Origin of the sequence: Halomonas sp. BL6 (genome assembly GCF_006228115.1) — a bacterium.
GTDB classification, from domain to species: Bacteria; Pseudomonadota; Gammaproteobacteria; order Pseudomonadales; family Halomonadaceae; genus Vreelandella; species Vreelandella piezotolerans.
Map to the genome: position 1 here is coordinate 206003 of NZ_VDGL01000003.1, position 25584 is coordinate 231586.

Here is a 25584-nt window from a genome sequence, read left to right on the forward strand (position 1 = left end):
GGTTGCCATGTACCATAAAGTGCTACTCCCCGTGGATTTGAACGAAGAAGCCTCATGGAAGAAAGCGCTGCCTACGGCAGTAACGCTGTGCCAAACCTTTGGTGCGTCGCTGCATGTGGTATCGGTTCTTCCAGAATTCACTATGCCTATGGTGGGCGCTTATTTTCCGAAAAACTTCTCGGAAAAAGCGCACTTGGCAATGAAAGAGGCGCAGCACACCTTCATTCAAGAGCATGTGCCGGAAGGGATCAAAACCCAAAGCGTAATCGTCGATGGTTCACCGTGGGAAGCCATCATCAAGGTCGGCAAGAAGATCGATGCTGATCTGATCGTGATGGCGTCGCACACCAAGCGCAAATTCGTCGATTATGTGCTCGGTCCCAACGCGGAACATGTCGTTCATCATGCCAAGGTATCAGTGATGATCGTGCGCTGAACGCCGTCACCCCAACGAAGCTCCAGGCCAGTGGCCTGGAGTTTTTTTTTGTCATCAATATCGTGAATTGCTAACGCATCGATTTAATCGTCGTTGAGAGCGCTAAAGGAGGATTTTTTGTACCGAGTGGCGGTAAAGCTCTTCGGTCGGCATTGGCTCAGCTACATTAAAAGAACATTAAGCCATTAACGTTGGATTAATGGTGTCAACACACATGGTAGCTATTTACCTTGGTGCTTGGGTCAGAGACAGCCATTTGGGGTAAATCACAGGAGTTACGCCATGAATGCAGTAACAACAAAAACACACGGCCAATCAGCCGACGCGCCCAACGTTAAAATCATCATCAACAAAGTCGGGATGGACAGACCAAAGGCTTGGCTTGCCGCCGGTATGGAAGACTTCCGCCGTGCGACTGCCGTCAGTCTTTCGTATGGCATGTTTTGGGTTGGTTTGAGTATTGCCATCACGTTAGGGGCCTACACACTGGGTTATTGGCACTGGCTGCTGCCCATGATTGCGGGCTTCATGTTCATTGGGCCGCTCGTGGCGGTGGGTTCTTACGGCATCAGCTTGGCGCTCGAGCGTGGGCGGGTGCCTAACTTGGGCGATGCCTTCGGCAGTTGGCGGCCGCATGCTGGGCAGTTGGCCATGATGGGCGTGATGATGATGATTTTCTTTCTAGCCTGGATACGTCTGGCTACGCTGCTGTTTGCACTTTTCTTCGGTTTTGAAGTACCTAGCCCGGCAACGCTTTATACGGCCTTGGTCACCACACCGGAAGGGCTCAGCATGCTGGCGGTCGGCACAGTGGCAGGTGGCATTCTTGCCTTTGGCGCTTTCGCCATTAGCGTGGTCGCTATTCCAACTCTGATGGATCAAGATCTGACGTTCATGGAAGGCATCGAGGCTAGCGTGCGCTGCGTGGCGCGTAACTTCCGGACCATGCTGCTATGGGCTGCTATTTTAACCGGCTGCGTCGTCGTTGGGGTGATGACCTTCTACATCGGTCTGGCCCTCATACTGCCCGTGCTTGGTCACGCTAGCTGGCATGCCTACGAAGAACTCGTTCGGTTCGAGCCGGTCGAGAAGCTGAGTACTTAACGACATCTCCGCTACATTTCTCATCGCTAAGTAAAAAAGTCGACATTCGACTGACCAATGAAACGAGATGGCGTACCCTAACGCCATCTCTTTTTTATTGCCTGGAGCGGCCGCTGCTGCGTCGTTCAGGCACTGCGATACGAGGAGTCGATGGTGAAAGCGTTGTTATTGGGGTGGACTATGCTGGCGTTCAGCATTCCCCATACGGGGCTAGCGGACGCGGCTGAGGCAGACGTGGATAAATTGGCCGCTCCTGATGGGCCCGTCATCCTCAAAATAGATGGTGAAGTAACGGCAGCCAACGTCGAGGAAGAGGCCCATTTTGACCGTGAGATGTTGGGCGCGCTGCCGCAGCACGCTTTTACGACCGGTACACCGTGGACCGAGGGAGCGAGCCACTACCGCGGCCCGCTGATGCGCACGCTGCTCGAGCATGTAGGGGCCGAAGGCAACACCATTAACGTAGCGGCCTTGAACGGTTATGAGGCCGAAATTCCTATTGAGGATTTTTACGACTACGACGTTATTTTGGCACTAGAGCGGGACGGGCAGGCCATTCCTATCCGCGAATATGGCCCACTATGGGTGCTATATCCATTCGACCATGATGAGGCGCTGTTGAGCGAGCGTATGCGTTTCAGGGCCGTATGGCAGGTCATGCACATCAATGTCCGTTAGTGAGTCCGCTCGGGCACCCCGCCTGCTACGCTACCCGCGCCGCCTCAAGCTGGTAGCGATCATCACCGTACTGCTGTTTGCGGCTGCGTTGGTGGTGGCTGGCCTTTCGGCATGGCGGCAGGATAATTTGACGCAGAGTTTGCGAGAGGACACCGCCTGGGTGGTCTATAAACTCGACCGCGATGCCGTGCAATTGCTCAATCATTTGTTGGCCGACACGCGGGGCCCCCTATCGCCTGCCGCCCAGGATGCCCTCAATCTTCGCTTCGAATTGCTCTATAGCCGGATCACCCTGCTGCGAGAGGGAGAGGTTAGTTCGCTATTGCAAAGTATTGGTGCAGCGAGCGAGCTGTTGGATCAGATTCAGCAGCAGCTCGACACCCTCGATCCCATGTTCGAACCCCACGAGGAGATGGATCGGCTGCCCGTCACGGCCTTGGAGAGCGAGCTTCAATCGCTTACCCGTTTGACCGAGCGCTTGGTGATTGCGATCAACGGTTATCTAGCGGAATCCGCCACCGAAGAGAGGGCGCTGCTAAGTACGCTCTATAAGCTGCTCATTTCGCTGCTGATTGGAATCAGCTTTGCAGTGTTGACGGTCATCGTCTTTTTGGTACGTGAAATGCGCGAAAGCGCAGCGGCGCGTCGAGAACAAGAGCAGCTCAGTAAACAGCTCCAGGTCACAGCGAAGCAGGCCCAAGCGGCCAATCATGCAAAGTCAGACTTTCTCGCCATGGTCAGTCACGAAATTCGTACGCCGCTCAATGGTGTGATTGGCATGAGCGAGCTGCTGCGCGAGCCCGCCAGCCCCGCCCAGGTCGAAGACTATGCTCGCACTATTCACGATAGTGCCAATCAGTTACTGGCAATGATCAATGAGATCCTCGATTTTTCTAAAATCGAGGCCGGCCATTTGACCCTGGAGACGTCGCCTACGGCGCTGACGCCGCTAGTCGAAGGTGTCATGGCGCTATTCGAGCCAAGAGCGCAAGCAAAAGGGCTGCAACTATCGCTTCATGTGGACCCACTCGTGCCAGCATGGGTCATGATCGATGCGGGGCGTCTGCGACAGATACTGCTCAATCTCATTGCTAATGCGATCAAATTCACTGACTACGGCAGCGTCTCGGTACGCGTCTCCTCGACCGTCGAGCATTTGCTCTTTGATATCAGCGATACCGGTTGTGGTCTGAACAGTGAACAGCAAGAGACGCTCTTCGAACCCTTTCAGCAGGCGGATGAGAGCGTCGCACGCCGCTACGGCGGCACCGGTTTGGGATTGGCAATCTGTAAACGGCTGAGTGAAGCCATGCAGGGACGTCTGGGTGTCGACAGCACGCCGGGTCAAGGCAGTACGTTTTGGTGCGAACTGCCGTTAGTCGAGGCTTCTCCTGTCAGCTCCCCCCTGCCCGTTGAGCCAGCGCGAGATTTTGACGGCACCTCGTTGCTGCTGGTCGAGGACAATGCGGTCAATCGCAAAGTCGCGGTGGGACTTTTGTCGCGACTTGGTTGCGAGGTGGTGTGCGCAGAAAACGGCCGCGAAGCCCTTGCCATGGTACGACGCCAGCAGGTACATCTTATTTTCATGGACATACAGCTTCCTGATATCGACGGCGTGACGGTGACTCAGCGATTGCGTGAAATGGGCGGCTGGTGCAGCGAGGTGCCCATCGTGGCCATGACCGCAGGGGGGGCAGAGGATGATCGTCGCCGCTGCCTCGCTGCGGGTATGAATGACTACATCACCAAGCCGCTCTCGCTGTTGGCGCTTGGCAACGTGTTGGCGCTGCAGCTATCAACGACACCAACACCGATGATGCCGATCCCTTCTGCGTTGCGTGAGGAAGGAGGTGACGCGGCCCTACTCAATGAAACGACGTTGGCCACCCTCGTCGGCTCGCTGGGGGCTGATAGTGTCGATCAACTGGCAGTGCTCTATCATCAGCAGGCGAGTGACTACATTGCGCAGCTTTCTGGCTACTTTGCTGCCGGGAGCACGTCGAGTCGTGACCACTGGCGTCAGGTCGAGCGGCTAGCGCATCAACTGCGGGGCGAGTCAGTGAGCATGGGCGCAGAGCAGTTGGCTGCGCAAGCCAAGCGGTTGGAGAGCATGGCTGCGCTTGACGAGGCATCGCTCGAGCCGCTAACAGCGTGTTTTGACACGCTGCGTCACTGCGCTGCACGAACTTATGCCGCGCTGGAGAAATGGCGTCGTGACCACCCGCTTCACTAATCATGGTTTGAGCGCGGCCGCGAGCCGTGAGCCCAACCCTCAGGATGCTGCCCATGCGCTGGCTCTCGCGCTGTGTCACGAGCACGCCGGTTTCGTGCTGTTCTTTTGTAGCGCTGAATATCCGCTGTCGCAGCTAGCGGACGCGCTTTGTCAGGCGTTTGGCGAGCTTCCAGTCAGTGGCTGCACGACGGCGGGTGAGCTGACGCCCGATGGCTACGATCGCGGCTCTATTGTCGCCATCTGTTTCGATAGGCGCTTGTTTGCCGTCGAAACCGCGCTGATCGATGACCTCGAACACTTTGATTTGCCCACCGCTCAACCGCTGGTCGATGGGCTACTGGAGCGCTGTCGTCGGCAAGCCGTGGCGCCGGTCAATGAGCATAGCTTTGCTCTGACATTGCTGGATGGGCTTTCCAGCCGTGAAGAGCAGGTGCTGGCAACGCTGGATGCCGCGCTTGGGCGCATTCCAAGTTTTGGCGGCTCCGCCGGGGACGACAACCACCTCACCCACACCCATGTGTATGCTGAGGGTCGCTTCCATACTCGGGCGGCCGTGGTGGTCATGATCAATACGCGGCTGCCGTTCGACGTCTTCTCTACCCATCACCTAGAGCCGCTGGCGCATAAGCTCGTAGTCACCGCTGTCGACCGAGAGCGCCGCCGGGTGCTGGAACTCAATGGCCTGTCGGCTGCCGAGTTGTATGCTTCCCTCGTAGGATGCCCGGTGGAAGCACTGACGCCTGCGGTCTTTGCCCAGCATCCGCTGGCGGTGCATTTAGGTGGGCAGCACTATATTCGCTCGATTCAGCGGGTCAACGACGACGGTAGTCTCAGCTTCTATTGTGCGGTGGAAAACGGCATTGTGCTGACCGCCATGCAACCCACGCCGCTATTGGAAGATTTGGCTCGTATGCTGCAGGACGTGGAAGAGCGCCTCGGCGAACCCGCAGCGATCATCGGCTGTGACTGCTTTTTGCGGCGAATGGCGCTCGAGTCGCTGGGTCAACTCGATCGAGCCTCCGCACTACTGCGCCAGGCAAGAGTGATCGGTTTCAATACTTACGGCGAGCAGCACCACGGGATGCATGTGAATCAAACCTTTACGGGGGTGGCCTTTGGCACTCTTCCAGCTCTCTGATGCGCCGTCGTCGAACGACGTGGCGGCCCTGCGTGAAGAGAATCAGCGCCTGCGCAAAGTGTGTGCAGCGCTCATGGAGCGCGTGGAGTCCGGCGGTGGCCCTAACGGGGCGCCCTATGCGGCCTTCGAGCGCTCGGTGCTGTTGGCCGAGCAGGTGCGCGAGCGCACCGACGCGCTGCACCGCACGTTGGATGAACTAAGCCAGGTCAACGGCCGGCTGCTGGCCGCCAATGCCGACGCCCAGGCGGCCAACGCATCGAAAACCAAATTTCTGGCAGCCGTCAGTCATGACCTGCTTCAGCCGCTCAACGCGGCTCGACTGTTTGCCAGTGCCCTGGAAGCCCATGCGCTTCCGGCAGCGTCCCAAGCACTGGTCGGCCATATTGGCCGGTCGCTGAAAGATGTCGAAGGGCTGTTGGGAACGCTGGTGGACATCTCCCGCCTGGACGCCGGTGTGCTCCACGCTGATAAAGCACCCTTTGCCGTTAGCACGCTGTTGGATGCGCTGGCCGAGGAGTATCGCCAAGTCGCCGGGGTACGCGGGCTAACTCTCCACTACGTACCTTCTCAGGTATGGGTGGAGTCGGACTTGGCGCTATTGGCGCGGGTGGTTCGCAATTTTCTCAGCAACGCGGTGCGCTACACCGAGCATGGCCATTTGCTATTAGGCTGCCGCCGTCGCCGTGAGGGGTTGGAGATCATGGTGGGTGATACGGGGCCAGGAATTCCAGAACCACAGCGTCAAGCGATATTTCTGGAGTTTCGCCGCGCCAGTCAGCCTCAGGCGAACCAGAGTCGTGGGCTGGGATTGGGGTTGGCCATCGTGGACCGCATTAGCACGATGCTGGGCCATCCTGTTCGGTTGGCCTCTCAACTGGGCCACGGCTCTCTGTTCTCGATTTTGGTGCCCTATGCCGATATCGGCAAGGACCAAGCTGCCCCGCTGCGAACGTCCATCGAGTGGGATGTCGATCCCTTGCAGGGGTGCATCGTGTGGGTGGTGGACGATGATCCGGCCATTACCGAAGGTATGCAGGCGCTCTTGGGCGGTTGGGGATGCCGGGTACGAGCGGCCGCGACGGTGAGCGCGTTGGAGGCGGCCAGCGACGGTGAACGTCCGGCCGTGCTGTTGGTGGATTACCACCTCGGCGAGCATCGTGAGAACGGTATCGATCTCGCTGCCAGGCTGCGCCGCCGCTATCCCGGATTAGCGGCCGTGGTCATTACGGCCAATCACGAAGCCGCCGTAAAGCGGGCCACCCGCGAAGCGGGCATCCACTGCCTGTTGAAACCGCTCAAGCCGCTGCGCCTCAAAATGCTGCTGGGCACGCTGTTGGAGAACGGCTAGCGCGCCGGGCGTTTGGCTAAATAGCCGCTCAAATCTTCCTCACCCGCCATGACAATGGCGTGCACTCGGCTGCTCGCGCCGAGCTTACGCAAAATCGCCGATACATGGGTTTTGACCGTGGTTTCGGCAATGTTCAGTTCCCGGGCGATCTGTTTGTTGGACATGCCCTGACTCATACAGCTCAACACGTCTAACTGCTTCTCCGTGAGCCGCGTCAGCCTGCTTGACGGAGTAGTCGAAGGGGAAGCGACCGATGCCGCGCGTGACGGAGGGGGAGGTCGGCGCATGATATCAGCGGGTAAGTAGAGCTGTCCCTGAAGAATTTGCTGCAGAGCAGCCAGCAGCTGCGCGCGCGGGGTCGATTTAGGGATGTAGCCCACGGCACCGAGCGTAATGGCATCGAGCACGAGCTGGCGCTCTTGATGCGCCGAGACGATGGCCACCGGCAGCCAGGGGAAGGTCTCGCGTAGGGTTTTCAACCCCTCCAGCCCATCGGCATCCGGCAGGCTCAAATCCAGCAGCAGCAGATCCAACCCTTCTTGTGTATCGATACGTGCCATGGCCGCGGCGAGGCTATCGGCCTCGAACAGCTGCGTATCGGTGAAGCCGCTGACGATCACTGCTTGCAGCGCATCGCGAAACAGCGGATGGTCATCTGCCACTAACAGCGAGTACATGGCGTCTCCTACCAAGGAATGAGGGTGCGTCCTGCCATCGGGCTATATCGTGATCGGCGCAAGTGGCCAACACTGGGTAGGCACCTTTTAACAATCATAATACTCAGGAGCAGTACCATGATCTACGCCAACCCAGGTGAAGCGGGCTCGGTTGTATCGTTCGAAAAGCGCTACGGCAACTACATCGGCGGCGAATTCGTTCCCCCCGTGAACGGTCAGTATTTCGACAACGTTAGCCCAGTCAATGGCAAAGTGTTCTGTGAAATTCCCCGCTCCAGCGCGGAAGACATCGAAAAAGCGTTGGATGCTGCCCACAAAGCCGCCCCGGCCTGGGGCAAAACGTCGGTGCAAGAGCGCAGCAATATCCTGCTCAAAATCGCCGACCGCCTCGAACAGAATCTCGAAATGCTGGCCGTGGCCGAAACGTGGGACAACGGCAAAGCTGTGCGTGAAACCCTCAATGCGGACATCCCACTGGCGGTCGACCACTTCCGCTACTTCGCTGGCTGCCTGCGCTCCCAAGAGGGGACAGCGGCCGATATCGACGCCAATACCGTGGCGTACCATTTCCACGAGCCGCTGGGCGTGGTGGGGCAAATCATCCCCTGGAACTTCCCGATTCTCATGGCGGCCTGGAAGCTAGGCCCGGCGCTAGCGGCAGGTAACTGTGTCGTTCTCAAGCCCGCCGAGCAGACGCCTGCTTCCATTTTGAAAGTGGTCGAGTTGATTGGCGACCTGCTGCCGCCTGGCGTACTCAATATCGTCAACGGCTTCGGCGCAGAAGCCGGTCAGGCGCTGGCCACCAGTAAGCGCATTGCCAAGATTGCCTTCACCGGCTCGACGCCCGTGGGCTCACACATTCTGAAATGCGCAGCAGAGAACATCATTCCCTCTACCGTCGAGCTGGGCGGTAAGTCCCCCAACATCTACTTCGCCGATATCATGAACGCCGAGCCGACCTTCATCGACAAAGCGGTCGAAGGGCTGGTACTGGCGTTCTTCAACCAGGGCGAAGTGTGTACCTGCCCATCGCGTGCGCTGATTCAAGAGAGCATGTACGACGAGTTCATGGCAAAGGTCATCGAGCGTACCAAGACCATCAAGCGTGGGAACCCGCTGGATACCGATGTGCAGGTAGGTGCGCAGGCTTCCCAAGAGCAGTTCGACAAGATCATGTCGTACATGGATATCGCCCGTGACGAGGGCGCCGAATTCCTCACTGGGGGCAATAAAGAGACGTTGGATGACAGCATCAATAGCGGTTACTACATTCAGCCGACGCTGTTGAAAGGCAATAATCAGATGCGCGTGTTCCAAGAGGAGATTTTTGGTCCGGTGGTGGCGGTGACCACCTTCAAGGACGAAGAAGAAGCGCTGGCGATTGCCAACGATACCGAGTTTGGCTTGGGGGCTGGCGTGTGGAGCCGCGATATCAACGTCGCCTTCCGCATGGGGCGTGGCATTCAAGCGGGCCGCGTATGGACTAACTGCTACCATCAGTATCCCGCCCACGCGGCCTTTGGGGGCTACAAGAAATCCGGCGTTGGCCGCGAAACCCACAAGGTAGCGCTCGAGCACTACCAGCAAACCAAGAACCTGCTGGTCAGCTACGATATCAATCCGCTGGGCTTCTTCTAAGCCGCGCGAGTACGCAAAGCACAAAAAACCCCGGTCGATGTGACCGGGGTTTCTTATTGAGCGAATGTCATTACATCTGAGCATCCTCCGGCGGTTCGCCGATGGTGCCTGGCATAGCCTGGACATGGCCCATTTGCTGGCCCGCCAGGGTGAGGAAGTGTAGGTGACGTTCGTACTCTGCCACCAGGTCTCCAATCACTTGACCCCGGGTGTAGCCGTTAAGGTCTTTTTCCTGACCACCTTCTGCCAAATAGACGTCCAAACGCACGTAGAAGTCATCGTCTGCGGGGATGAAGCTCGGTGTGCGCATGCGGTGCGGGCAAACCTGATAGACGAAGCTCGTCGCGTCGCCAAGGTCGACCTGCAGCGTCAGCGTGGGCAGTGATTCCCCCTCGACCTGTTCTTCGGTGACGTTGGCCGTCTGGCCCCGGCTCTCGAGCTCCTGGGCAAACTGTGTCATCGCCGGACGAATCGAGTGCTCGATGGTGGCGGCGGCACCTGCACGGTTGGAAGTGTCCAGCGCGCGGTCCAGGCGCTCGCGCCAGTCGCCGCCGGGCGCGCTGCCCGCAATCATGCGGCGGGCGTCGGCTTTGCTACCTTCCAACTTCAGTGCTTTGTAAGTCCCCACCATGATGGCGAAGATCACCACCGAGAACGGCAGCGCGGTGATCACCACGGCGCTTTGCAGCGCGTTCAGCCCGCCAGCCATCAATAGCGCGACGGTGATCAGGCCAATCACGGCCGACCAGAAAATACGCAGTTTCACCGGTGCGTCGTGGTTCACGTCGCTCAAGATCGAAGTGAAGTTGGCCAGCACCAGCGCACCCGAATCCGCCGAGGTAATGAAGAATACGATCCCCAGAACGGTCACGACCGCAGCGGTGATGCCCACGTAGGGGTAGTACTCCAACAGCGTATAGAGCGTGGTCTGTGGCGAATTCAAGGCCTGCTCGCCCAGTTCGGCAACGCCTTGGTTGGCCACCAGTTCGATACCGCTGTTACCGAAAATGGACATCCATACCATCATGAACGAGAGCGGAATGAACAGGGCGCCAGCCACGAATTGGCGAATGGTACGGCCGCGGGAGATGCGCGCCAGAAACAGCCCGACGAAAGGCGTCCAGGCGATCCACCAGCCCCAGAAGAAGATGGTCCACCACATTTTCCACTCTTGGGCACCTTCATCGGCAAAGGCGTAAGTATCGAAGCTGGCAGCAACGAAGCCTGAGAGGTAGTCGCCAGCGTTGTTGACCACTTTATCCAGCAGCACCAGGGTGTCACCGGAGAAAAGAACGAACAGCATCAGCGCCAGAGCCAGCAGCATGTTGAACTCGGAGAGGCGGCGGATGCCTTTCTCGACACCCGTCACCACCGAGATCGTGGCAAGCACGACCACCAGGACGATCAAGATGACCTGAACCGTCAAGGTTTCCGGCACGTCGAACATATAATTCAAGCCGTAGTTGAGCTGGATCACCCCAATACCCAAGCTGGTGGCAATCCCGAATACGGTCGAGATCACGGCGGTGATATCCACGGCGTTGCCAATTGGGCCGTGAATGCGCTTGCCCAGCAGCGGATAGAGCGCACTACGAATCGCCAGCGGCAAACGGTGGCGGTAGCTGAAGTAGGCCAGTGCCATGCCCATCAGCACGTACAGCCCCCAACCGGAGAGCCCCCAGTGCAGATAGGTTTGAACGACGGCGTTACGCATGGCCTCTTGGCTTTCAGGAGTTAGATCGGGCGGCGCCAAATAGTGGGCGACCGGCTCGGCAACGCTGAAAAACAAGAGGTCAATGCCGATACCTGCGGCAAACAGCATGGCCGACCAGGAGAGTAACGAGAACTCGGGCCGTGAGTGGTCGGGTCCTAGGCGAATGCTGCCGTAACGGGACATGCCAATGAGGATGACGAACACCAGGTACGCCACGATGGCCAACATGTAGTACCAGCCAAAGGTTTCGCTCACCCAGGCGAGACCTGCATCGAAGAAGGCGCCTGCTTGCTCGGTGAACAGCATCGTCATGATCAAGAACACGAGAATACCCGCGACACTGCCGTGGAAAACCACGGGGTTCAAGCGGTCTCGGGAGGGGAGGACGGGGTTGTCTTTCGCCATGGAGGCGGACTCCTGTTGTTAAGACAAAGAAGAAAATACGTTATTTTTGAATGAACGTTCAAATAAAATACGCGGTTTAGACGCTCGCTTCAAGTCGTTGGCCGAGGGTGAGAGATGGGGTGGTCGCGTATGAGAGGAGTATAGAAACAAACGCGCCCAGCTAGGCTGGGCGCGAAGAGCGCATTAGACGCTAAATAAACGCTTGCTCGATAGAGGTTTACTCAGCGTTCATCTCGTGGGCAGCATCGTCGTGGTGGCCGCGCTTGCCATGACCACCATGGCCGCGCTCCTGGCGATATTCTGCGAGCATCTCGTGCATGGCATTACTGAGCGCCTGCTGCTCTTCTTCGGAGAGAATCTCGGCGACTCGGGCTTGATGCTCTTCACGCAGCGCCAGAACGGCTTCACGGTGCTCGGCGTGGGCCTCATCGAGCGCTGCTTGCTGCTCCTCGCTGAGTTCCGCGCGCTGGTAGACCTCCTGACGGCGCTCTTCCATGCGCTCTTTCATGGCTTCTCGATCCATGCCTTGTCCGTCGTGATGATCCGCTTGTGCAGTGAAGGCGAGTGGCATTAGGGCAACGGCCAGAAACGCGGGAGCAAACAGTTGGCGAAGTGACATCTTCATGGCATACCTCATCGGTGAATACGTGGTAATTTGACGATGTCAGTATTCAATGGCTTGGTGTAAAACGGTTGCACAAAGTGTGCAACAACCGTGATCTTGCTCAGACAATTCGACAACGAGAACACGGGGCGATCGAGCGGTGAGGGGAAACGCCACTACCGATGGTCAGAAGGAGAATTGCATGCCTGATATGCTTGGTCTTCGACGAATCGTGGGCTTCAGCGCGCTTGCGTTATGGTTAAGCGGCTGCGGCGCCACCCATCAAGTCACTCAGGGTGAGCCTGCCATCGAGCAGAGTGCCCTGCGTGAGCCCCAGCCGTTCACCCGCCTGGACCCCCAACGCTATACACCAGAGGCGTGGCCCGAACCCTTACGTGCCCACGTGCTGCTCCCCAGTACGCAAAGCAGCGCGCTTCGCCCAGCAGCGCTCGTCGTGCATGGGGGCGGCTGGCGGAATCGTGGGCCGGAGGATATGGAGCGTATCGCAGAGCAGTTAGCGGCTCAGGGATACGTGACGGTAAATATCGAACACCGTTTTGCCCCCGACTATCGCTTCCCCGCCCAGCTACACGATCTTCAGCAGGCCATGGCCTGGATACACGCGAACGCCGCGACATGGCAGATCGATACCGACCGCATTGTCGGTGTCGGTTTCTCCTCCGGCGCGCATTTGGTCAGCCTGCTGGCGCTTGCGGGCAGTGACGGCCCGCTGGCAGATCCTTACGGCGGTGAGCACGCACGCTTGGCTGCGGTCATGGCCGGAGGATTACCCAGTGATCTGCTGAAGTTCGACGATGGCCGCTTGGTGGTCGATTTTATCGGCGGGACGCGGGCCGAGCGGCCGGAAGCTTACGCATTGGCCTCTCCGGCACGCCAGATTACCGCGAAGGCACCGCCCTTTTTTCTGTTTCACGGCAGTTGGGATCAGCTCGTGCCGGTCGACCACGCCACTGACTTCTACGCGGCGTTGAAAGCCCAGGGAACGCCTAGCGAACTCTATCTACAGCGTGGGCGAGGCCATGTCACGAGCTTCCTGCTGCGTGGCAGTGCCATCGAAGCGGGCATTGCGTTTTTGAATCGCCAGGTTGCACTTAGGGAAGCGGCTTACCCCTCGGGCTGATATTTGTAGCCCACGCCATACACCGAGCGAATGATCTCCTGCTCGGGTAGCGCTTCGGTGATTTTTTTACGCAGCTTCTTGATATGGCTGTCAACGGTACGTTCGGAGACGATGCGGTTGTCACGATACATATGGTCCATTAGCTGCTCGCGGCTGAAAATACGTCCGGGCGACTGCATCATGACTCGCAGTAACTGAAACTCCACTGCCGTGAGCCCCAGGTCGTGACCATTGACCAGCGCTTGCCAGCCCTCTTCGTCCAGCGTGACCGGGGCGAGTTTGACGGTCGTCGGAGCATCGCCCTGAGCGGCGGCCTGGCTTCTGCGCAGCACGGCCTTTACCCGGGCGACGACTTCGCGGGGACTAAAGGGTTTGCAAATGTAATCATCGGCGCCCAGTTCGAGCCCGAGTAAGCGGTCGACCTCCTCGACTTTGGCCGTGACCATGATGATCGGGAGCGTGGGCCACTGTTGGCGAATTTCCCGACAGAGCGTCAGGCCATCCTTACCTGGCAGCATCACGTCCAATAGCACCAGGGACGTCGCGTGTTGAGTGAGCCATGGCATGACCTCGCCACCGTGGCTGATGATGATCGGGGCGAAGTTGTTGTTTTGCAGATAGTCGGCCATGAGCCGGGCGATTTTGGGCTCGTCCTCGACGATCAGTAGAGGAGTATCCTCTGTGAGGCCGTCGTGAGATGAAGCGTCGGGGTGTGCAGCACTCTGAGACATATCGGCTCGCTTATGATCGGATTATGAGGCGCTTAGCAGCGGTAAGCGGAGGATCCAGGTCAAACCGCCCAGGGGCGAAGCGCTAGGCGTGAGTGTGCCGCCGTGGGCGGCGACGAGGGCGCTGGCAATGGAAAGCCCCAAGCCGCTGCCACCGCTGGCGCGGTTGCGGGAACCCTCCACACGATAGAGCCGCTCGGTCAATCGTGACAGCTCCTCTGGGGGTACGCCAGGCGCGCTGTCTTGCCAAGTAATCACTGCGTGGTCGCGTTCGCAGGTCAGGGCGACGCTTAGCTGACCAGGCGGCTGGGTATAGGCACAGCTGTTGTCCAGTAAGTTGTTCCATAGTTGGCGCAGCCGCTGGGCATCGCCACGTATCATGACGTCTGGTGTCAGATCGGTGCTCAGCGAAAGGCCGCTCTCTTCTAGCCAACGGTCGGCATCGTTCAAGCGACTTTCCAGACTCTCACTGAGATTCATGGGGGCTAGCTGAATATCCAGCGCGCCCGCGTCGCTTTGGGAGAGCAAGCGTAAATCGGCCACCAACCGCTCGAGTTGGGCCACTTCCTGGGCCAGCGACCCCAGATTTTCTTGGTTGAGCGGGCGGATGCCATCCTGCATGGCTTCGATTTCTCCGCGCAGAACGGCCAGCGGTGTGCGCAGTTCGTGGGCAGTGTCCGAGACCCAGCGGGCGCGGGCTTCGCGGCTGGCTTCGAGCGTGGCGGCCAGCACGTTGAAGTCCCGTGCCAAGCGCGATAGTTCGTCTCGTCCGCGCTCTGGCAAGCGGGTGTGATAGTCGCCTTCGGTCAACCGCAGGGTGGCGCCGGCTAACGCTCGGGTGCGTCGCCCAAGCCACCAGGAGAGGCCTCCTGCTAGAAGCAGCGAGGCAAGCCCCAGCGAGATGACGATGAGTACCAGATTGCGCTGCTGGCGCTCCAAAAACCGGCTCTCCATGCGCTCCATCATCTCTTGCGGTGGACGAAAACCCAGCGCGCCAATCGCTTCTCGCTGGCCGCTTGGGGTCATATCGCTATACAGCATCAGCCAGCGCCAGCCTATCGAGCCGCGCGGGGTATCCGTCGGCGGTATCACATACTCACCGTCGCTATCGCGCAGCGCGAAGTCTTGTGCCTCGCCCAAGGGAGAAGGGCGATCACGATGCTCTTGCCCCAACTCGAACCGGACGATGTAGGGCCAGCGCTCTGGAGACGCTTCCAACCATGCCCAGTCGCCTTGGGTCTCCCAGCGGGTAATGAGCCCGTCGGCGAGCAGCGTGGCCCGCCGCTCTTGGGCTTGATTGAGGTACTCGAGAAAACCGCGGTCGATACTGTACGACACGGCCAGAAACACGCTGGCCGCAATGGCGACGTTGACGCTGAGAATCACGACGAACAGCTTTAGCCCCAGCCGCGACGGTCGCCACTGGCGAAGTCGACTCCATCTACGCATTAGGTCATATCCGTTTGGCTAGGCGGGTGTGGTGCGCTCAACCGTTCACGCAGATTTTCCAGGCTTAGATAGAGGCACGGCACCACCAGCAGCAGAATCAGGGTGGCGAACAGCATGCCAAAACCAAGCGAAATCGCCATGGGAATCATAAAACGAGCCTGACGGGAGGTTTCCAAAATCATCGGCGCAAGCCCCAAAAAGGTGGTCAGCGTGGTCATCATGATCGGCCGCAGGCGGCGGGTTGCGGCCGCCACGATGGCTTCTCGCGGGGCCAAGCCTTCACGACGCTTGCGGTTGGCGTAGTCGATCAACACCAGCGCATCGTTAATCACCACGCCGGAGAGTGCTAGCATACCCAATAGGCTGATGATCGACAGCCCAAAGCCCATGAGTAGATGCCCACCTACCGCGCCCACGATGCCAAACGGAATGGCAGCCATCACCAGCAGCGGCTGCAGGTAGCTTCTGAAAGGAATGGCGAGCAGCGCGTAAAGCGCGGCGAGCATCAGCCACATGGCGGTGCGCAGCGTGGCGAGGTTGTCGGCGGTGTCCTGCTGTCGGCCGCCCATGCTCACTTCGAGCCCCGGCCAAGTGTTGCTGAGCGTTGGGAACACCTCTTCTTGCAGGGTGGCGATTACCTGATTAATCGCTTGGTCACCCTCGGAATCGGCGGTGACGGTGATGATGCGCCGCCCATCGATCCGCTGTAGGCTGCTGGAGGCCTGGCTCAGTGTGATATCGGCGACTCTCGAGAGCGGCACGCTCATGCCGTCCGGCGTGCGGATCGGCAGACGGTAGAGCTCGCTAAGGCTGTTACGCGACGTCTCTGGCAGGCGCACTTCCACACTGACTTCCTGACGACCGATGAACTGCTCCACTGCCGTGGCGCCTTGCAACGGGCCGCGCAGCGCCTGAGCCAGGTCACTACCGGTCAGCCCTAACGAGCGCCCCTCGGCGGATAGGCGCATTTCGAGTTGAGGCTTGCCGTCGCCCAAGCCGCTGTCGATATCGGTCAAACCATACTCCCCAAGTCGTTCTGCCAGACGGGAGGCGGCGGCTTCCAAGACGTGAGTGTCAGGGTGGGAAAGGCGTAGGCTCAAGGCCGCGCCGCTGCCTGGGCCGCCCACATCAGATTCGAAGCGAACCGACTGCGCGCCTAAAAGATCCCCAGTGAGCTCTCGCCACTCCCGGGCAATACGTGACGGTGGCCAGGCGTCCAGGCTTTCTGGCGCGATATCCAGACGCACTTCCAGGCTTTCGCCGTCCAAACGACTACGAGTGCTGCGAAAACTAAGTGTTTCTTCTCGCTCGCTGAGCCGCTCGGCGGCGTCGAGCAACTGCTGGCTCAGCTCGCGGCTCACGCTGATGTGGCTGCCAATCGGCAGCGTCACGCTGGCCTGCACCTGATCCGACTCGACCCGGGGCATCAGCGAGAATCCAAGCCGGCCGCTCATCGCCCAGGCCAGCGTCACGCAGAGAATGGCCACCCCCACGGATACGGTCAGCAGGCGCTGGTCGAGCGCGCGCTGCAACAAGGGTTCGAACTGTCGGTAGGTAACGTGATGCAAGCCGCGCTGCATGCGCAGGCGCACCGCTTCGATGGGTCGCTGCCAGGCGGGCGTTTGGCGGGGCTTGCTGGCATGCGCCAAGTGGGCAGGCAGAATGAACAGCGCTTCTACCAGAGAAATGATGAACACCGTGATCACGACGACCGGTACGGTGGCAAAAATCAGCCCCAAAAAGCCCGGCAGAAATAGCAGCGGTAGAAAGGCGACGATATTGGAGAGAATCGCGAAGGTCAGCGGGGTGGCGATTTCTTGAGCGCCTTTGACGGCCGCATCGCGCAGCGAATAGCCTTGCTCCCGATAGCTGTAGATGTTTTCACCCACCATGATGGCGTCATCCACCACGATGCCCAGGGCGATGATGAAGGCGAACATCGACATCATATTGAGCGACACGCCGACCCAGGGTAGAAACAGCATGGCCCCCAAAAACGCCGTGGGAATGCCGAGCGTGACCCAAAAGGCCAGCCGCGCCTCTAAAAAAAGTGCCATCAAGAACAGCACCAGGGCCAAGCCCATCCAGGCGTTTTTCAACAGTAGGCTAAGACGGTCCTCATAGACCTCCGAACTATCCCGTGACACGTCCAAGCGAACGCCATCAGGTAGGTTGGTGCGTAGTCGCTCCAGCTCGCCATAAACCGCATTGGAAATGCTAGTAGGGGTCTGATCGCCGATTTGGTACACGTCCACCGATAGCCCTGGCAAACCGTTGTAGAACTCCTCTCGGTCGGTTTCGGCAAAGCCCTCGCTGACCCTGGCAATATCGCCCAGCACCACGGGAGCGCCCTGGGCGGTGGTCAAGATCGGCAGCTCGGCGAACTCGTCGGCGCTATTGCGTCGTCCTTGGTAGCGGATCAGCCACTCGCCTTCGGCGGTAGTGAGCTGGCCGCTGGCAAGGTCCAGCGCCTCCTCGGCAATGCGGCTGGCCAACTGCTGATGATCCAATCCGTAGCGCTCGATGGCCTCTTCATCCAAATGCACCTGAATCTCTCGCTCACGATTGCCCGAGAGCTCTGCGCGTGAAATACCGCTCGTGGCCTGCAGCTCGGCACGCACGCTCTCGGCGGCGTCGTGGAGCGCGGCCAACCCAACGCTGCCATACACCTGCAGGCTGACCACACTGCGTGAGCGGCCTGCCAGGGTGAAGCGGGGCGGGTCGGCGGCGGCGGGCAGGGTAGTGATGGCATTCACGGATTGCTGAATATCCTGGTACGCCCGCATCACGTCGATGCCATCGATCAACGTAGCGCTGACCACCCCGCTGCCCTCGCTGGCACTGGCGGTTAGCTCATCGATGCCTTCGACATCGGCAATGGCGGCCTCGACCGGCAGTAGCAAACTCTGCTCGACGTCCTCTGGCGTAGCGCCCGGATAGCTGATGGTGACCTGGACGATTTCCGTCTCGAATTCGGGAAACACCTCTTTTTTGATCGCCAGCGACGCCATCAAACCGCCAACGATGAACAGCACCATCAACAGGTTAGGAGCAACGCCATGATCGACCATCCATGCCAACGGTCCTTTGCGCATCATCGAGCCGCTCCCTCATTCTGAGCGGGCGTGTCGCCGCGCTGGCGAAGGCGAACTTCCTGACCTTCTCGCGGCTGGGCAAGGCCCGCGACCACTACCCGTTGGCCGGGCGCCAGGCCGCTGCGCACCAACACGTCGTCTTGGCCGCGGTAGGCCAGCGTTACCTGAGTGCGCTGTAGGCGGTTCTCGTCGTCTACCCACCACACCTGCTCGCCGGGGCGCAGCGCTGCCGAAGGCAGCGCGATCAGTGGCTCTTCGGCGGTGGTGTGGAACGCCACACGCAGCACATCGCCCATCCGTAGGGCAGGGCCATCGTGATCGAGCGCCAGCGGATCGTCCACGGCGATCAATAGCTGGGCCTGCAAGCCGTTCTCTTCGAGGTTGGGTAAAATAGAGAGCAGGGTGCCTTCTCTGGAAGCGCCTTCCGGCCAGCCTTGGCTGGAGAGCGTGACGCTGCCCCCCGGCGACAGCCAGTCCAGCGATTCCCCCGGCAGTGATGCGCGCACCCAGAACTGCTCGACGCCGACCAAACTCACCACGGCGGTGCCTTGGCTCAATAGACTGCCAGCGCCCACCAAACGCTCTTGGACCATGGCTCGCCACGGGGCGGTCAAGGTCGCACGCTCCAGGTTGAGCGCCGCTTGGTCTCGCACCACGCGGGCTTGGGTCAATTGGGCCTGTGCCTGACGAAGCTGTGGTTCTCGCAGTACCAGGGAGCGGCGTTCGGCGCTGAGTTGGCGTCCAAAGGATTCATACTCGCTGCGCGCGCGCTGCTGTTCGGCCTGCTCCAATGCTAACTGCGCCTGAGCATTCGCCAGTTGAGCTTCGGCGTCTTCGAGAGCCAAACGCAGGTCGGCTTGATCGATATAGGCCACCGGTTCGCCCTGTTCCACGACTCGCCCAGGCAACACGCCCTCGCCAAAGCGTTCGAGCTGGCCCGCTACGCGGCTGGCAAGCTCGGTGGCTTTCTCTGCTTCCACGCGGCCGAAACCCTCTAGCGTGGGGGATTGCAGCCGCTGTTCGGTGGTGATGACATCGACCACCGGCGGCGTTGGCGGCGGGGGCGGACGACGCTCGATCCGAGGCGGCTGGCTGACGATCCACCACGCGAGCGCCAAACCACCGACGAACACCAGCAGTGATGCCAGTGCACCAATACCGATGCGGCCTTGCTGAAAGAAAGCGTTAGAGCGAAAGGGGGTCATGGACGGGTGATATCCGTTGGCTAAGAGCGAAAATTCCAGAAAAATAGGCGTATCATGCTAGCATCACCGATTGCCGAGCAGCGATTAGGTAAGCTTTGTGCAAAGAGTGTGCAAGCCGACAAGAAGCGCTTTTTTTGCACCCGGCGCTGACGAACTGCGCTATAACTGCCATCATCCATGTGAAAAGCCATAGACTTCCTGGTCTGTACGACGTTATGAAAAACACCGCCACCCGCGACAAACTCATTGATTCTGGTGCCGAGCTGATTGCCCAGCAGGGCTATAATGCGACGGGTATCAATGCTGTATTAAAAACCTGCGGTGTCCCCAAAGGCTCGTTTTACCACTACTTTTCCAGTAAAGAAGACTTCGGCTTGGCGGTCATCGAGCGCTTTGCCGACGATTACGATGCATCCTTGGCGGCGCTGCTGGAAGATACGACGCTGGCGCCTCTCGAGCGCCTGCGCCGCTACTTTGCCACCGGTCGCGCCCACATGCTCGATTGTGATCACACCACCGGCTGTCTTATCGGCAACCTTGGTCAAGAGCTCTCCGGTCAGAGCGATACCTTTCGCGATGCGTTGAACGTGGTGTTTCAGCGTTGGGAAAGGCGTTTCGTCACCTGCCTAAACCACGCCCAAACCGACGGGACGATTAATACAGCCATCGCGCCCGAGTCGCTGGCGAGCTTTATACTCTCTGGCTGGGAAGGCGCGATTCTACGAGCCAAAACCCTCAAATCCGTTGCGCCTATGGAACACTTCGAAGCCATTTTGTTCGAGCACGTCTTGGTACCTCGCTAGCACGCTAGCGCTCAGTGACGCGCGCGGAAGTGGTGATCTCCACTCTGCACGTCGTTGCTCACGGCGGCGAGCAGCGACGCATCTAGCGACGGATCATCCATGGCTAGCAAACCGCACTTGGCTAGCGCCTCGCGTAGGCTGACCTGTTCATCCAGGCGTTGATACACCACTCGAACACAGCAGGGCATACGTTCACTGTTGTCCGCCACGCCCATTTTCAGGCCGGTGAGACGCGTGACCTGGCTCTGAAAGCTGGGAAACAGAATGGTTTGGGTGATTTCGTGTCCGTTCAGGGTTTCGTGGTCGACCAAAAACAGCCGATCGGCCAGCTTGACCGCGGCGCCGACGTAGCGGTTATGACAGGGTCGCTTACCCGGTATTACTTGCATGCGCTCGGTACGCTGGTAGACCACGCCGCCTTCTCGTTTTTCCAAACACACCAGTGTGCGCATTAAATAGCCGGGGCGCGACATCGAGTGATAAAGCTCGAAATAGCGCCCCAGATAGCGTTCCAAACCTTCGCTACCCCGCTGGATGAGCGCATTGGGCCAGGGCAGTGAGGTGCTTGCGGTGTCGGCGTTGAGCTGCCCGGTTTGAACCAGCGCTCGGAAATCGTGATGGGGCAGGGCAATATCGTCTGGCGTTACGCCAAAAAAGTGGCAGATCCGCTGGAGCGCCGCATGGCTGGGATAGTAACGTCCGCTGAGGTAGCGATTGAACTGTGCCCGGTTGATGGGCAGGCGACGGCACACGTCGGCAATCGACGGGTAGTAGCTGCACAGCAGGCGCAAATTGGCCACAAATTCATCGTGCATGGGCGTGACTCGGAGCTCTTGGGCGGTGGCGGCTAATGTGCCGCCTTGCGCCCAAGAGTGCAACGGCTGATGCCCCAAGCCGTCTTAAAATGATCGGCGAGCGTGTTTAAAACCCTTCCAGCACCAACTTGCCCACGGTGCGGTTGCTCTCGATCAGTGCGTGAGCGCGCGTTAAATTGTCGGCAGTGATAGGGCCGAGCACCTCGCCTAACGTCGTAGTCAAACGGCCGCTATCCACCATGGCGGCCACTTCAGCCAATAGGTCGTGCTGTTTGGCAATGTCCTCGGTAGTAAACAAAGGTCGAGTGAACATCAGCTCCCAGTGCAGCGACAGGCTCTTGAGCTTGAGTTTACGCACGTCGATTAGCTCCGGGTCATCGATCAGTGCTAATTTGCCCTGGGGCTTCAAGGCATTGGTGATCGCCTCGAAGTGGTGATCGGTTTGGTTCAGGCTGATGACCATATCCACCTGATCATAGCCTGCGGCTTTGAGCGCTTCATCCAGCGGTTGGCGGTGGTCGATCACCGCATCGGCGCCGAGCGACGTGATCCAGGCTTGGCTTTCCGGGCGAGAGGCCGTCCCAATCACGGTGATATCGGTGAGTTGCTTGGCAAGCTGAATCAGAATCGAGCCAACGCCACCGGCAGCACCTACCACTAATAATGTTTTGCCTTTGGTGTCGCGCAGGCCCAGTTCCAGGCGGTCAAACAGTAGCTCCCAGGCAGTAATGGCGGTGAGGGGGAGAGCCGCTGCCTGGACGTCAGACAGACTTTTTGGCGCCAGGCTGGCGATACGCTCATCGACCAGTTGGTACTCGGCATTGGAGCCTTGGCGCGCGATGCTGCCCGCGTACCACACCCGGTCACCCGGCTGAAAGCGAGTGACTGCACTGCCCACTGCATCGACCACGCCTACCGCATCGTAACCCAGCACCCGCGGCTCGCCGCCGTCGGGCAGCGCGCTTTTACGCACCTTGGCATCTACCGGGTTGACAGAAACTGCGCTTACCGCGACCCGAATATCGTGGGGCTCGGGGGTGGGCAGCGGCAGCTCGACGGCGTGCAGGGCGTCTGGGTGGTCGATCGGCAGGCTTTTGGTAAACGCGAATGCTTTCATGGTCGTTCTCCAAGCGATGATGAATGGTGACATCATGCCTGGGTGTCGTTTTATGAAAAAGAGGGCTAATGTAGCTAACAGTTTCCAATTTTATTTGAAAATAAGGGGCCTATCGCTCCATGCGTACCGATGACCTAAACGTGTTTGTCTATGCTGCCCAGCACGGCAGCCTTTCCGCCGCCGCGCGGGAGCTGGCGATTACCCCGGCAGTGGCTAGCGTGGCAATCAAACGCCTTGAAGACGCGTTGGGCACGCGGCTACTGGTACGTTCTACCCGCAGTTTGCGGCTAACACCCGCCGGGGCGCACTATTTAGTGCATGCGAAAACGGCGCTGGGTGCCCTTGCCGAAGGGGAAAAAGAGCTGCACCGCGAACGCCAAGAGATTGTGGGAGAACTCAGCCTCTCAATGCCGTCTGATCTGGGCCGCAACGTGCTGCTGGGCTGGCTGGACCGTTTTGTGGCGCTGCATCCGCAGCTGCGTTTGCGGCTTCGGGTCAGCGACCGGGTGAGCGATCTATTTCGCCAGCCAGTGGAGATTGCACTGCGCTACGGCGTGCCGGAGGATTCCAGCCTGGTCGCCCTGCCGCTAAAAGACGATAACCAACGGGTGGTGTGCGCCGCACCTCGCTATATCGCGCGCCACGGCGAGCCCGCCACGCCAGATGAGCTACGCCAGCACAACTGCCTCTGCTTCAATCTTGGTGAGCGGGTGCACAATCAGTGGCAGTTCGGCAGTGAGCGTATCAGCGTGCAGGGCAATCGGGTGAGCGACGATGCTGAGTGCGTGCGCCGCTGGGCGCTGGCGGGAGAGGGTATTGCCTATAAATCTCGGCTGGATATTCAGGCAGACCTAGAGGCAGGCCGCTTGGTGGCGCTGTTGGCTGCATTTCCTACCGAGCCCGCGCCGCTGTATCTGGTCTGCCCGCACCGGCTGTCGCTCACGCCCGCCGTAGTCGCGCTGAAAGACTTTCTGATCGAACGGTTACAAGAGGATGCCAAGTGAAGAGCATCATCTATCCTCGAGGAGCTCGCTATGTTTGCAGGGTTTGAAAAACAGATGCGCCGTGTGAACGGCGTCGATATTGCCTACCGCATGGGGGGCAGTGGCCCGGCGTTGCTGCTGCTTCACGGCCATCCGCAGACCCATGTGATTTGGCACAAGGTAGTGGATACGCTTGCCCAGCACTTCACGGTGATTGCCGCCGACCTGCGCGGCTACGGCGACAGCGGTAAGCCGGACGATGACCCCAAGCACCTCAATTACGCCAAGCGCACCATGGCCGCCGATATGGCCGAACTGATGAGCGCGCTGGGGTTTGAGCGTTTCAAGGTGCTAGCCCACGACCGCGGCGCGCGGGTGGCGCATCGTTTAGGCGTTGATTACGCCGAGCGGATCGAGCGCATGGTGCTTTTAGATATCGCCCCCACGCTGGCCATGTACCGTGGCACCAATGAAGCGTTCGCACGCAGCTACTGGCACTGGTTCTTTCTGATTCGCCCTCAGCCACTGCCGGAAATGCTGATTCAAGCCGACCCCGCTCAGTATCTACAAAGCGTGATGGGCGCCCGCAGCGCGGGCATGGCGCCCTTCGCCCCAGCAGCGCTGGCGGAGTATGAGCGCTGCCTGGCACTTCCCGGCACGGGCACGGCCACCGGTATCTGCGGCGACTACCGCGCCAGCGCCACCATCGACTTGGAGCACGACCAGGCGGATATCGACGCGGGGGTGAAGCTCACCTGTCCGATCAACGTGATGTGGGGCGCCAAAGGTGCGATTGAAGCCTGCTTCGATGCCTTGGCTGAATGGCGCAAGGTAGCGACGCAGGTAGAGGGTAAGGCTCTGCCCTGCGGGCACTACATTGCCGAGGAGGCTCCTGACCTGCTGCTGGAAGAAGCGCTGTCGTTTCTACACCAGGATGAATGACATTAGGCGCTAGCAGCACTGAACATCGCGTCGGTTCTGCTAGCGCTACTCTTAACGTTCCATGCTGCTGACGATCAGTGCCGCATTGACGCCACCAAAACCAAACCCGTTGCACAATACATGCTGAGTGGCGTGCTGATGCGCCGACGTGACGAAGGTCAAATCCTGCATATCCTCGTCGCACGCCTCCAGGTTAATGGTGGGCGGGAGTTGCTGATGCCGGAGGGCCAGTACGGAAAAAATACTCTCTATGCCGCCGGCTGCGCCCAACAAGTGGCCTGTGGCGGCTTTCGTGGCCGATATGGGAATAGCGGGCAAGCGCTCACCGAATACGTTGCGCAATGACGCTATTTCAGCCCGATCGCCAACGGGTGTGGAGGTGGCGTGGGCATTGATATGGTCAATCGCATCAGGATCTAGTTTGGCCATCCCTAGCGCCGCTTGGATCGCGGCGGCTGCGCCAGATCCATCTTTTGGACCTGCCGTCAGATGGTAGGCGTCCGCGCTGGTACCGTAACCGCTAATCACTGCTAAGGGCGTGGCGCCCCGTGCCATCGCATGGTCAAGGGGTTCGATTACCATGACGCCAGCGCCTTCTCCCATGACGAAACCATTACGGGCGTTATCAAACGGCCTGGAAGCAAGCTCCGGGGCGTCTGATTCAGTGGAAACGGCCTTTAAAGCATTAAAGCTGGCGAGCGAAAGCGGATCAATACATGCTTCAGCCCCGCCGACGAGGGCGACATCGGCTTCGCCACTGCGGATGATGCGCATGCCGTCGCCAATCGCCTGTAGTCCTGCGGCGCACGCCGTTACCGGACACCCCAAGGGGCCTTGGAATCCATAGCGAATGGAGAGATTGCCCGCTGCCAGATTGGCTAGAAAGGCAGGCACCGTGAAAGGGGTAAGTTTGCGATAGCCGCGCTCGACCAGCGTCCTTTGCGCTTGTGTGATGGTAGGAAACCCGCCAATACCAGAGCCAATGATGGTAGCCGTTCGGCGTTTTTGCGACTGCTCGACGGGGAACCAGTCGGCCTGCGACAGTGCCTCTTGGGCGGCTGCTAACGCGTACAGGCTGAACAGGTCCATTTTGCGCTGCTCTTTGGGGGCGGCGATGGCACTCACGTCAACGCCGCCGCTAGGGTCCTGGTGAATGCTTGGTACCGTCCCAGCAATTTTGATCGGGATATTGCTGGTATCGAAGCGGTCAATGGTGCTGATGCCAGACTGGCCGTCAACCAGGCGCTGCCAGCTTTTATGGACGCTGTTGCCTAGCGGGCTGACCATGCCCATGCCGGTAATCACAATAGGTGACTGCATAAGTGACTCCT

The 25584-nt window shown here is 59.4% G+C and carries 21 protein-coding genes; 11 read left to right on the forward strand and 10 right to left on the reverse strand.

The window, feature by feature from the left end:
• The first annotated feature begins 7 nt into the window (after window positions 1-7).
• From FHJ80_RS07720 to FHJ80_RS07745, 6 genes are all read left to right on the forward strand, one after another.
• Window positions 8-436: a universal stress protein gene (locus FHJ80_RS07720; protein WP_139526435.1), complete on the forward strand. Its 429-nt coding sequence runs from the start codon at window positions 8-10 to the stop codon at window positions 434-436.
• Window positions 437-718: 282 nt separating this feature from the next.
• The gene (locus FHJ80_RS07725; protein ID WP_139526436.1) at window positions 719-1540 is read left to right on the forward strand and encodes a DUF2189 domain-containing protein; all 822 of its coding nucleotides are present in this window, start codon (window positions 719-721) and stop codon (window positions 1538-1540) included.
• 150 nt (window positions 1541-1690) lie between these two features.
• Window positions 1691-2218 (forward strand): molybdopterin-dependent oxidoreductase, encoded by a 528-nt coding sequence (locus FHJ80_RS07730; RefSeq protein ID WP_231125552.1) that lies wholly within the window; start codon window positions 1691-1693, stop codon window positions 2216-2218.
• Entirely contained in the window at window positions 2208-4451 is a 2244-nt protein-coding gene (locus FHJ80_RS07735; protein ID WP_139526437.1) for an ATP-binding protein, read from the forward strand. The genes FHJ80_RS07730 and FHJ80_RS07735 overlap by 11 nt, the downstream gene beginning before the upstream one ends.
• Window positions 4432-5589, forward strand: coding sequence for a nitric oxide-sensing protein NosP (nosP, locus tag FHJ80_RS07740; RefSeq protein ID WP_255303889.1), 1158 nt, complete (start codon window positions 4432-4434; stop codon window positions 5587-5589). Before FHJ80_RS07735 ends, nosP begins: the two co-directional genes overlap by 20 nt.
• Window positions 5567-6937, forward strand: a complete 1371-nt coding sequence (locus FHJ80_RS07745; RefSeq protein ID WP_139526439.1) for a hybrid sensor histidine kinase/response regulator — start codon at window positions 5567-5569, stop codon at window positions 6935-6937. The genes nosP and FHJ80_RS07745 overlap by 23 nt, the downstream gene beginning before the upstream one ends.
• On the opposite strand, the gene FHJ80_RS07750 is transcribed toward FHJ80_RS07745, so the two are convergent.
• Entirely contained in the window at window positions 6934-7614 is a 681-nt protein-coding gene (locus tag FHJ80_RS07750; protein ID WP_139526440.1) for a response regulator transcription factor, read from the reverse strand. The two genes, FHJ80_RS07745 and FHJ80_RS07750, sit on opposite strands and share 4 nt — an antisense overlap.
• Window positions 7615-7731: 117 nt before the next feature.
• On the opposite strand from FHJ80_RS07750, the gene FHJ80_RS07755 reads away from it, so the two are divergent.
• Window positions 7732-9252: an aldehyde dehydrogenase family protein gene (locus FHJ80_RS07755; RefSeq protein WP_139526441.1), complete on the forward strand. Its 1521-nt coding sequence runs from the start codon at window positions 7732-7734 to the stop codon at window positions 9250-9252.
• A 70-nt stretch (window positions 9253-9322) separates the two neighbouring features.
• Here FHJ80_RS07755 and betT read toward each other — a convergent pair whose 3' ends face one another.
• Both betT and FHJ80_RS07765 read right to left on the reverse strand, forming a co-directional pair.
• Window positions 9323-11371, reverse strand: a complete 2049-nt coding sequence (betT, locus tag FHJ80_RS07760) for a choline BCCT transporter BetT (RefSeq protein WP_139526442.1) — start codon at window positions 11369-11371, stop codon at window positions 9323-9325.
• Window positions 11372-11588: 217 nt separating this feature from the next.
• On the reverse strand, window positions 11589-11996 hold the full coding sequence (locus FHJ80_RS07765) for a hypothetical protein (RefSeq protein WP_139526443.1): 408 nt from the start codon (window positions 11994-11996) through the stop codon (window positions 11589-11591).
• A gap of 181 nt (window positions 11997-12177) precedes the next feature.
• Here FHJ80_RS07765 and FHJ80_RS07770 point away from each other — a divergent pair, with 181 nt between their 5' ends.
• On the forward strand, window positions 12178-13116 hold the full coding sequence (locus FHJ80_RS07770) for an alpha/beta hydrolase (RefSeq protein WP_139526444.1): 939 nt from the start codon (window positions 12178-12180) through the stop codon (window positions 13114-13116).
• Here FHJ80_RS07770 and FHJ80_RS07775 read toward each other — a convergent pair.
• Genes FHJ80_RS07775 through FHJ80_RS07790 form a run of 4 tightly spaced genes read right to left on the reverse strand, consistent with a single transcriptional unit; the run spans window position 13101 to window position 19593 of the window.
• Window positions 13101-13847 (reverse strand): response regulator, encoded by a 747-nt coding sequence (locus tag FHJ80_RS07775; protein WP_139526445.1) that lies wholly within the window; start codon window positions 13845-13847, stop codon window positions 13101-13103. The two genes, FHJ80_RS07770 and FHJ80_RS07775, sit on opposite strands and share 16 nt — an antisense overlap.
• Window positions 13848-13868: 21 nt before the next feature.
• On the reverse strand, window positions 13869-15293 hold the full coding sequence (locus FHJ80_RS07780; protein ID WP_139526446.1) for an ATP-binding protein: 1425 nt from the start codon (window positions 15291-15293) through the stop codon (window positions 13869-13871).
• Complete coding sequence (locus tag FHJ80_RS07785) at window positions 15293-18391, reverse strand: efflux RND transporter permease subunit (RefSeq protein ID WP_139526447.1); 3099 nt, start codon at window positions 18389-18391, stop codon at window positions 15293-15295. The genes FHJ80_RS07780 and FHJ80_RS07785 overlap by 1 nt, the downstream gene beginning before the upstream one ends.
• Entirely contained in the window at window positions 18388-19593 is a 1206-nt protein-coding gene (locus FHJ80_RS07790) for an efflux RND transporter periplasmic adaptor subunit (RefSeq protein WP_139526448.1), read from the reverse strand. Before FHJ80_RS07790 ends, FHJ80_RS07785 begins: the two co-directional genes overlap by 4 nt.
• 215 nt (window positions 19594-19808) lie before the next feature.
• Here FHJ80_RS07790 and FHJ80_RS07795 point away from each other — a divergent pair, with 215 nt between their 5' ends.
• A complete protein-coding gene (locus tag FHJ80_RS07795) occupies window positions 19809-20396 on the forward strand; it encodes a TetR/AcrR family transcriptional regulator (RefSeq protein WP_139526449.1) in 588 nt (195 codons plus the stop codon).
• 11 nt (window positions 20397-20407) lie between these two features.
• Here the strand turns inward: FHJ80_RS07795 and FHJ80_RS07800 are convergent, their stop codons facing one another.
• Together FHJ80_RS07800 and FHJ80_RS07805 are read right to left on the reverse strand one after the other, a co-directional pair.
• A complete protein-coding gene (locus FHJ80_RS07800; protein ID WP_139526450.1) occupies window positions 20408-21211 on the reverse strand; it encodes a helix-turn-helix transcriptional regulator in 804 nt (267 codons plus the stop codon).
• A gap of 106 nt (window positions 21212-21317) precedes the next feature.
• Window positions 21318-22328, reverse strand: coding sequence for a zinc-binding alcohol dehydrogenase family protein (locus FHJ80_RS07805; protein ID WP_139526451.1), 1011 nt, complete (start codon window positions 22326-22328; stop codon window positions 21318-21320).
• 119 nt (window positions 22329-22447) lie between these two features.
• On the opposite strand from FHJ80_RS07805, the gene FHJ80_RS07810 reads away from it, so the two are divergent.
• Window positions 22448-23332 (forward strand): LysR family transcriptional regulator, encoded by an 885-nt coding sequence (locus FHJ80_RS07810; RefSeq protein WP_139526452.1) that lies wholly within the window; start codon window positions 22448-22450, stop codon window positions 23330-23332.
• A gap of 30 nt (window positions 23333-23362) precedes the next feature.
• Complete coding sequence (locus tag FHJ80_RS07815; RefSeq protein WP_139526453.1) at window positions 23363-24253, forward strand: alpha/beta fold hydrolase; 891 nt, start codon at window positions 23363-23365, stop codon at window positions 24251-24253.
• Between the two features lie 51 nt (window positions 24254-24304).
• On the opposite strand, the gene fabF is transcribed toward FHJ80_RS07815, so the two are convergent.
• The gene (gene fabF / locus FHJ80_RS07820; protein ID WP_139526454.1) at window positions 24305-25573 is read right to left on the reverse strand and encodes a beta-ketoacyl-ACP synthase II; all 1269 of its coding nucleotides are present in this window, start codon (window positions 25571-25573) and stop codon (window positions 24305-24307) included.
• Window positions 25574-25584 lie beyond the last annotated feature (11 nt).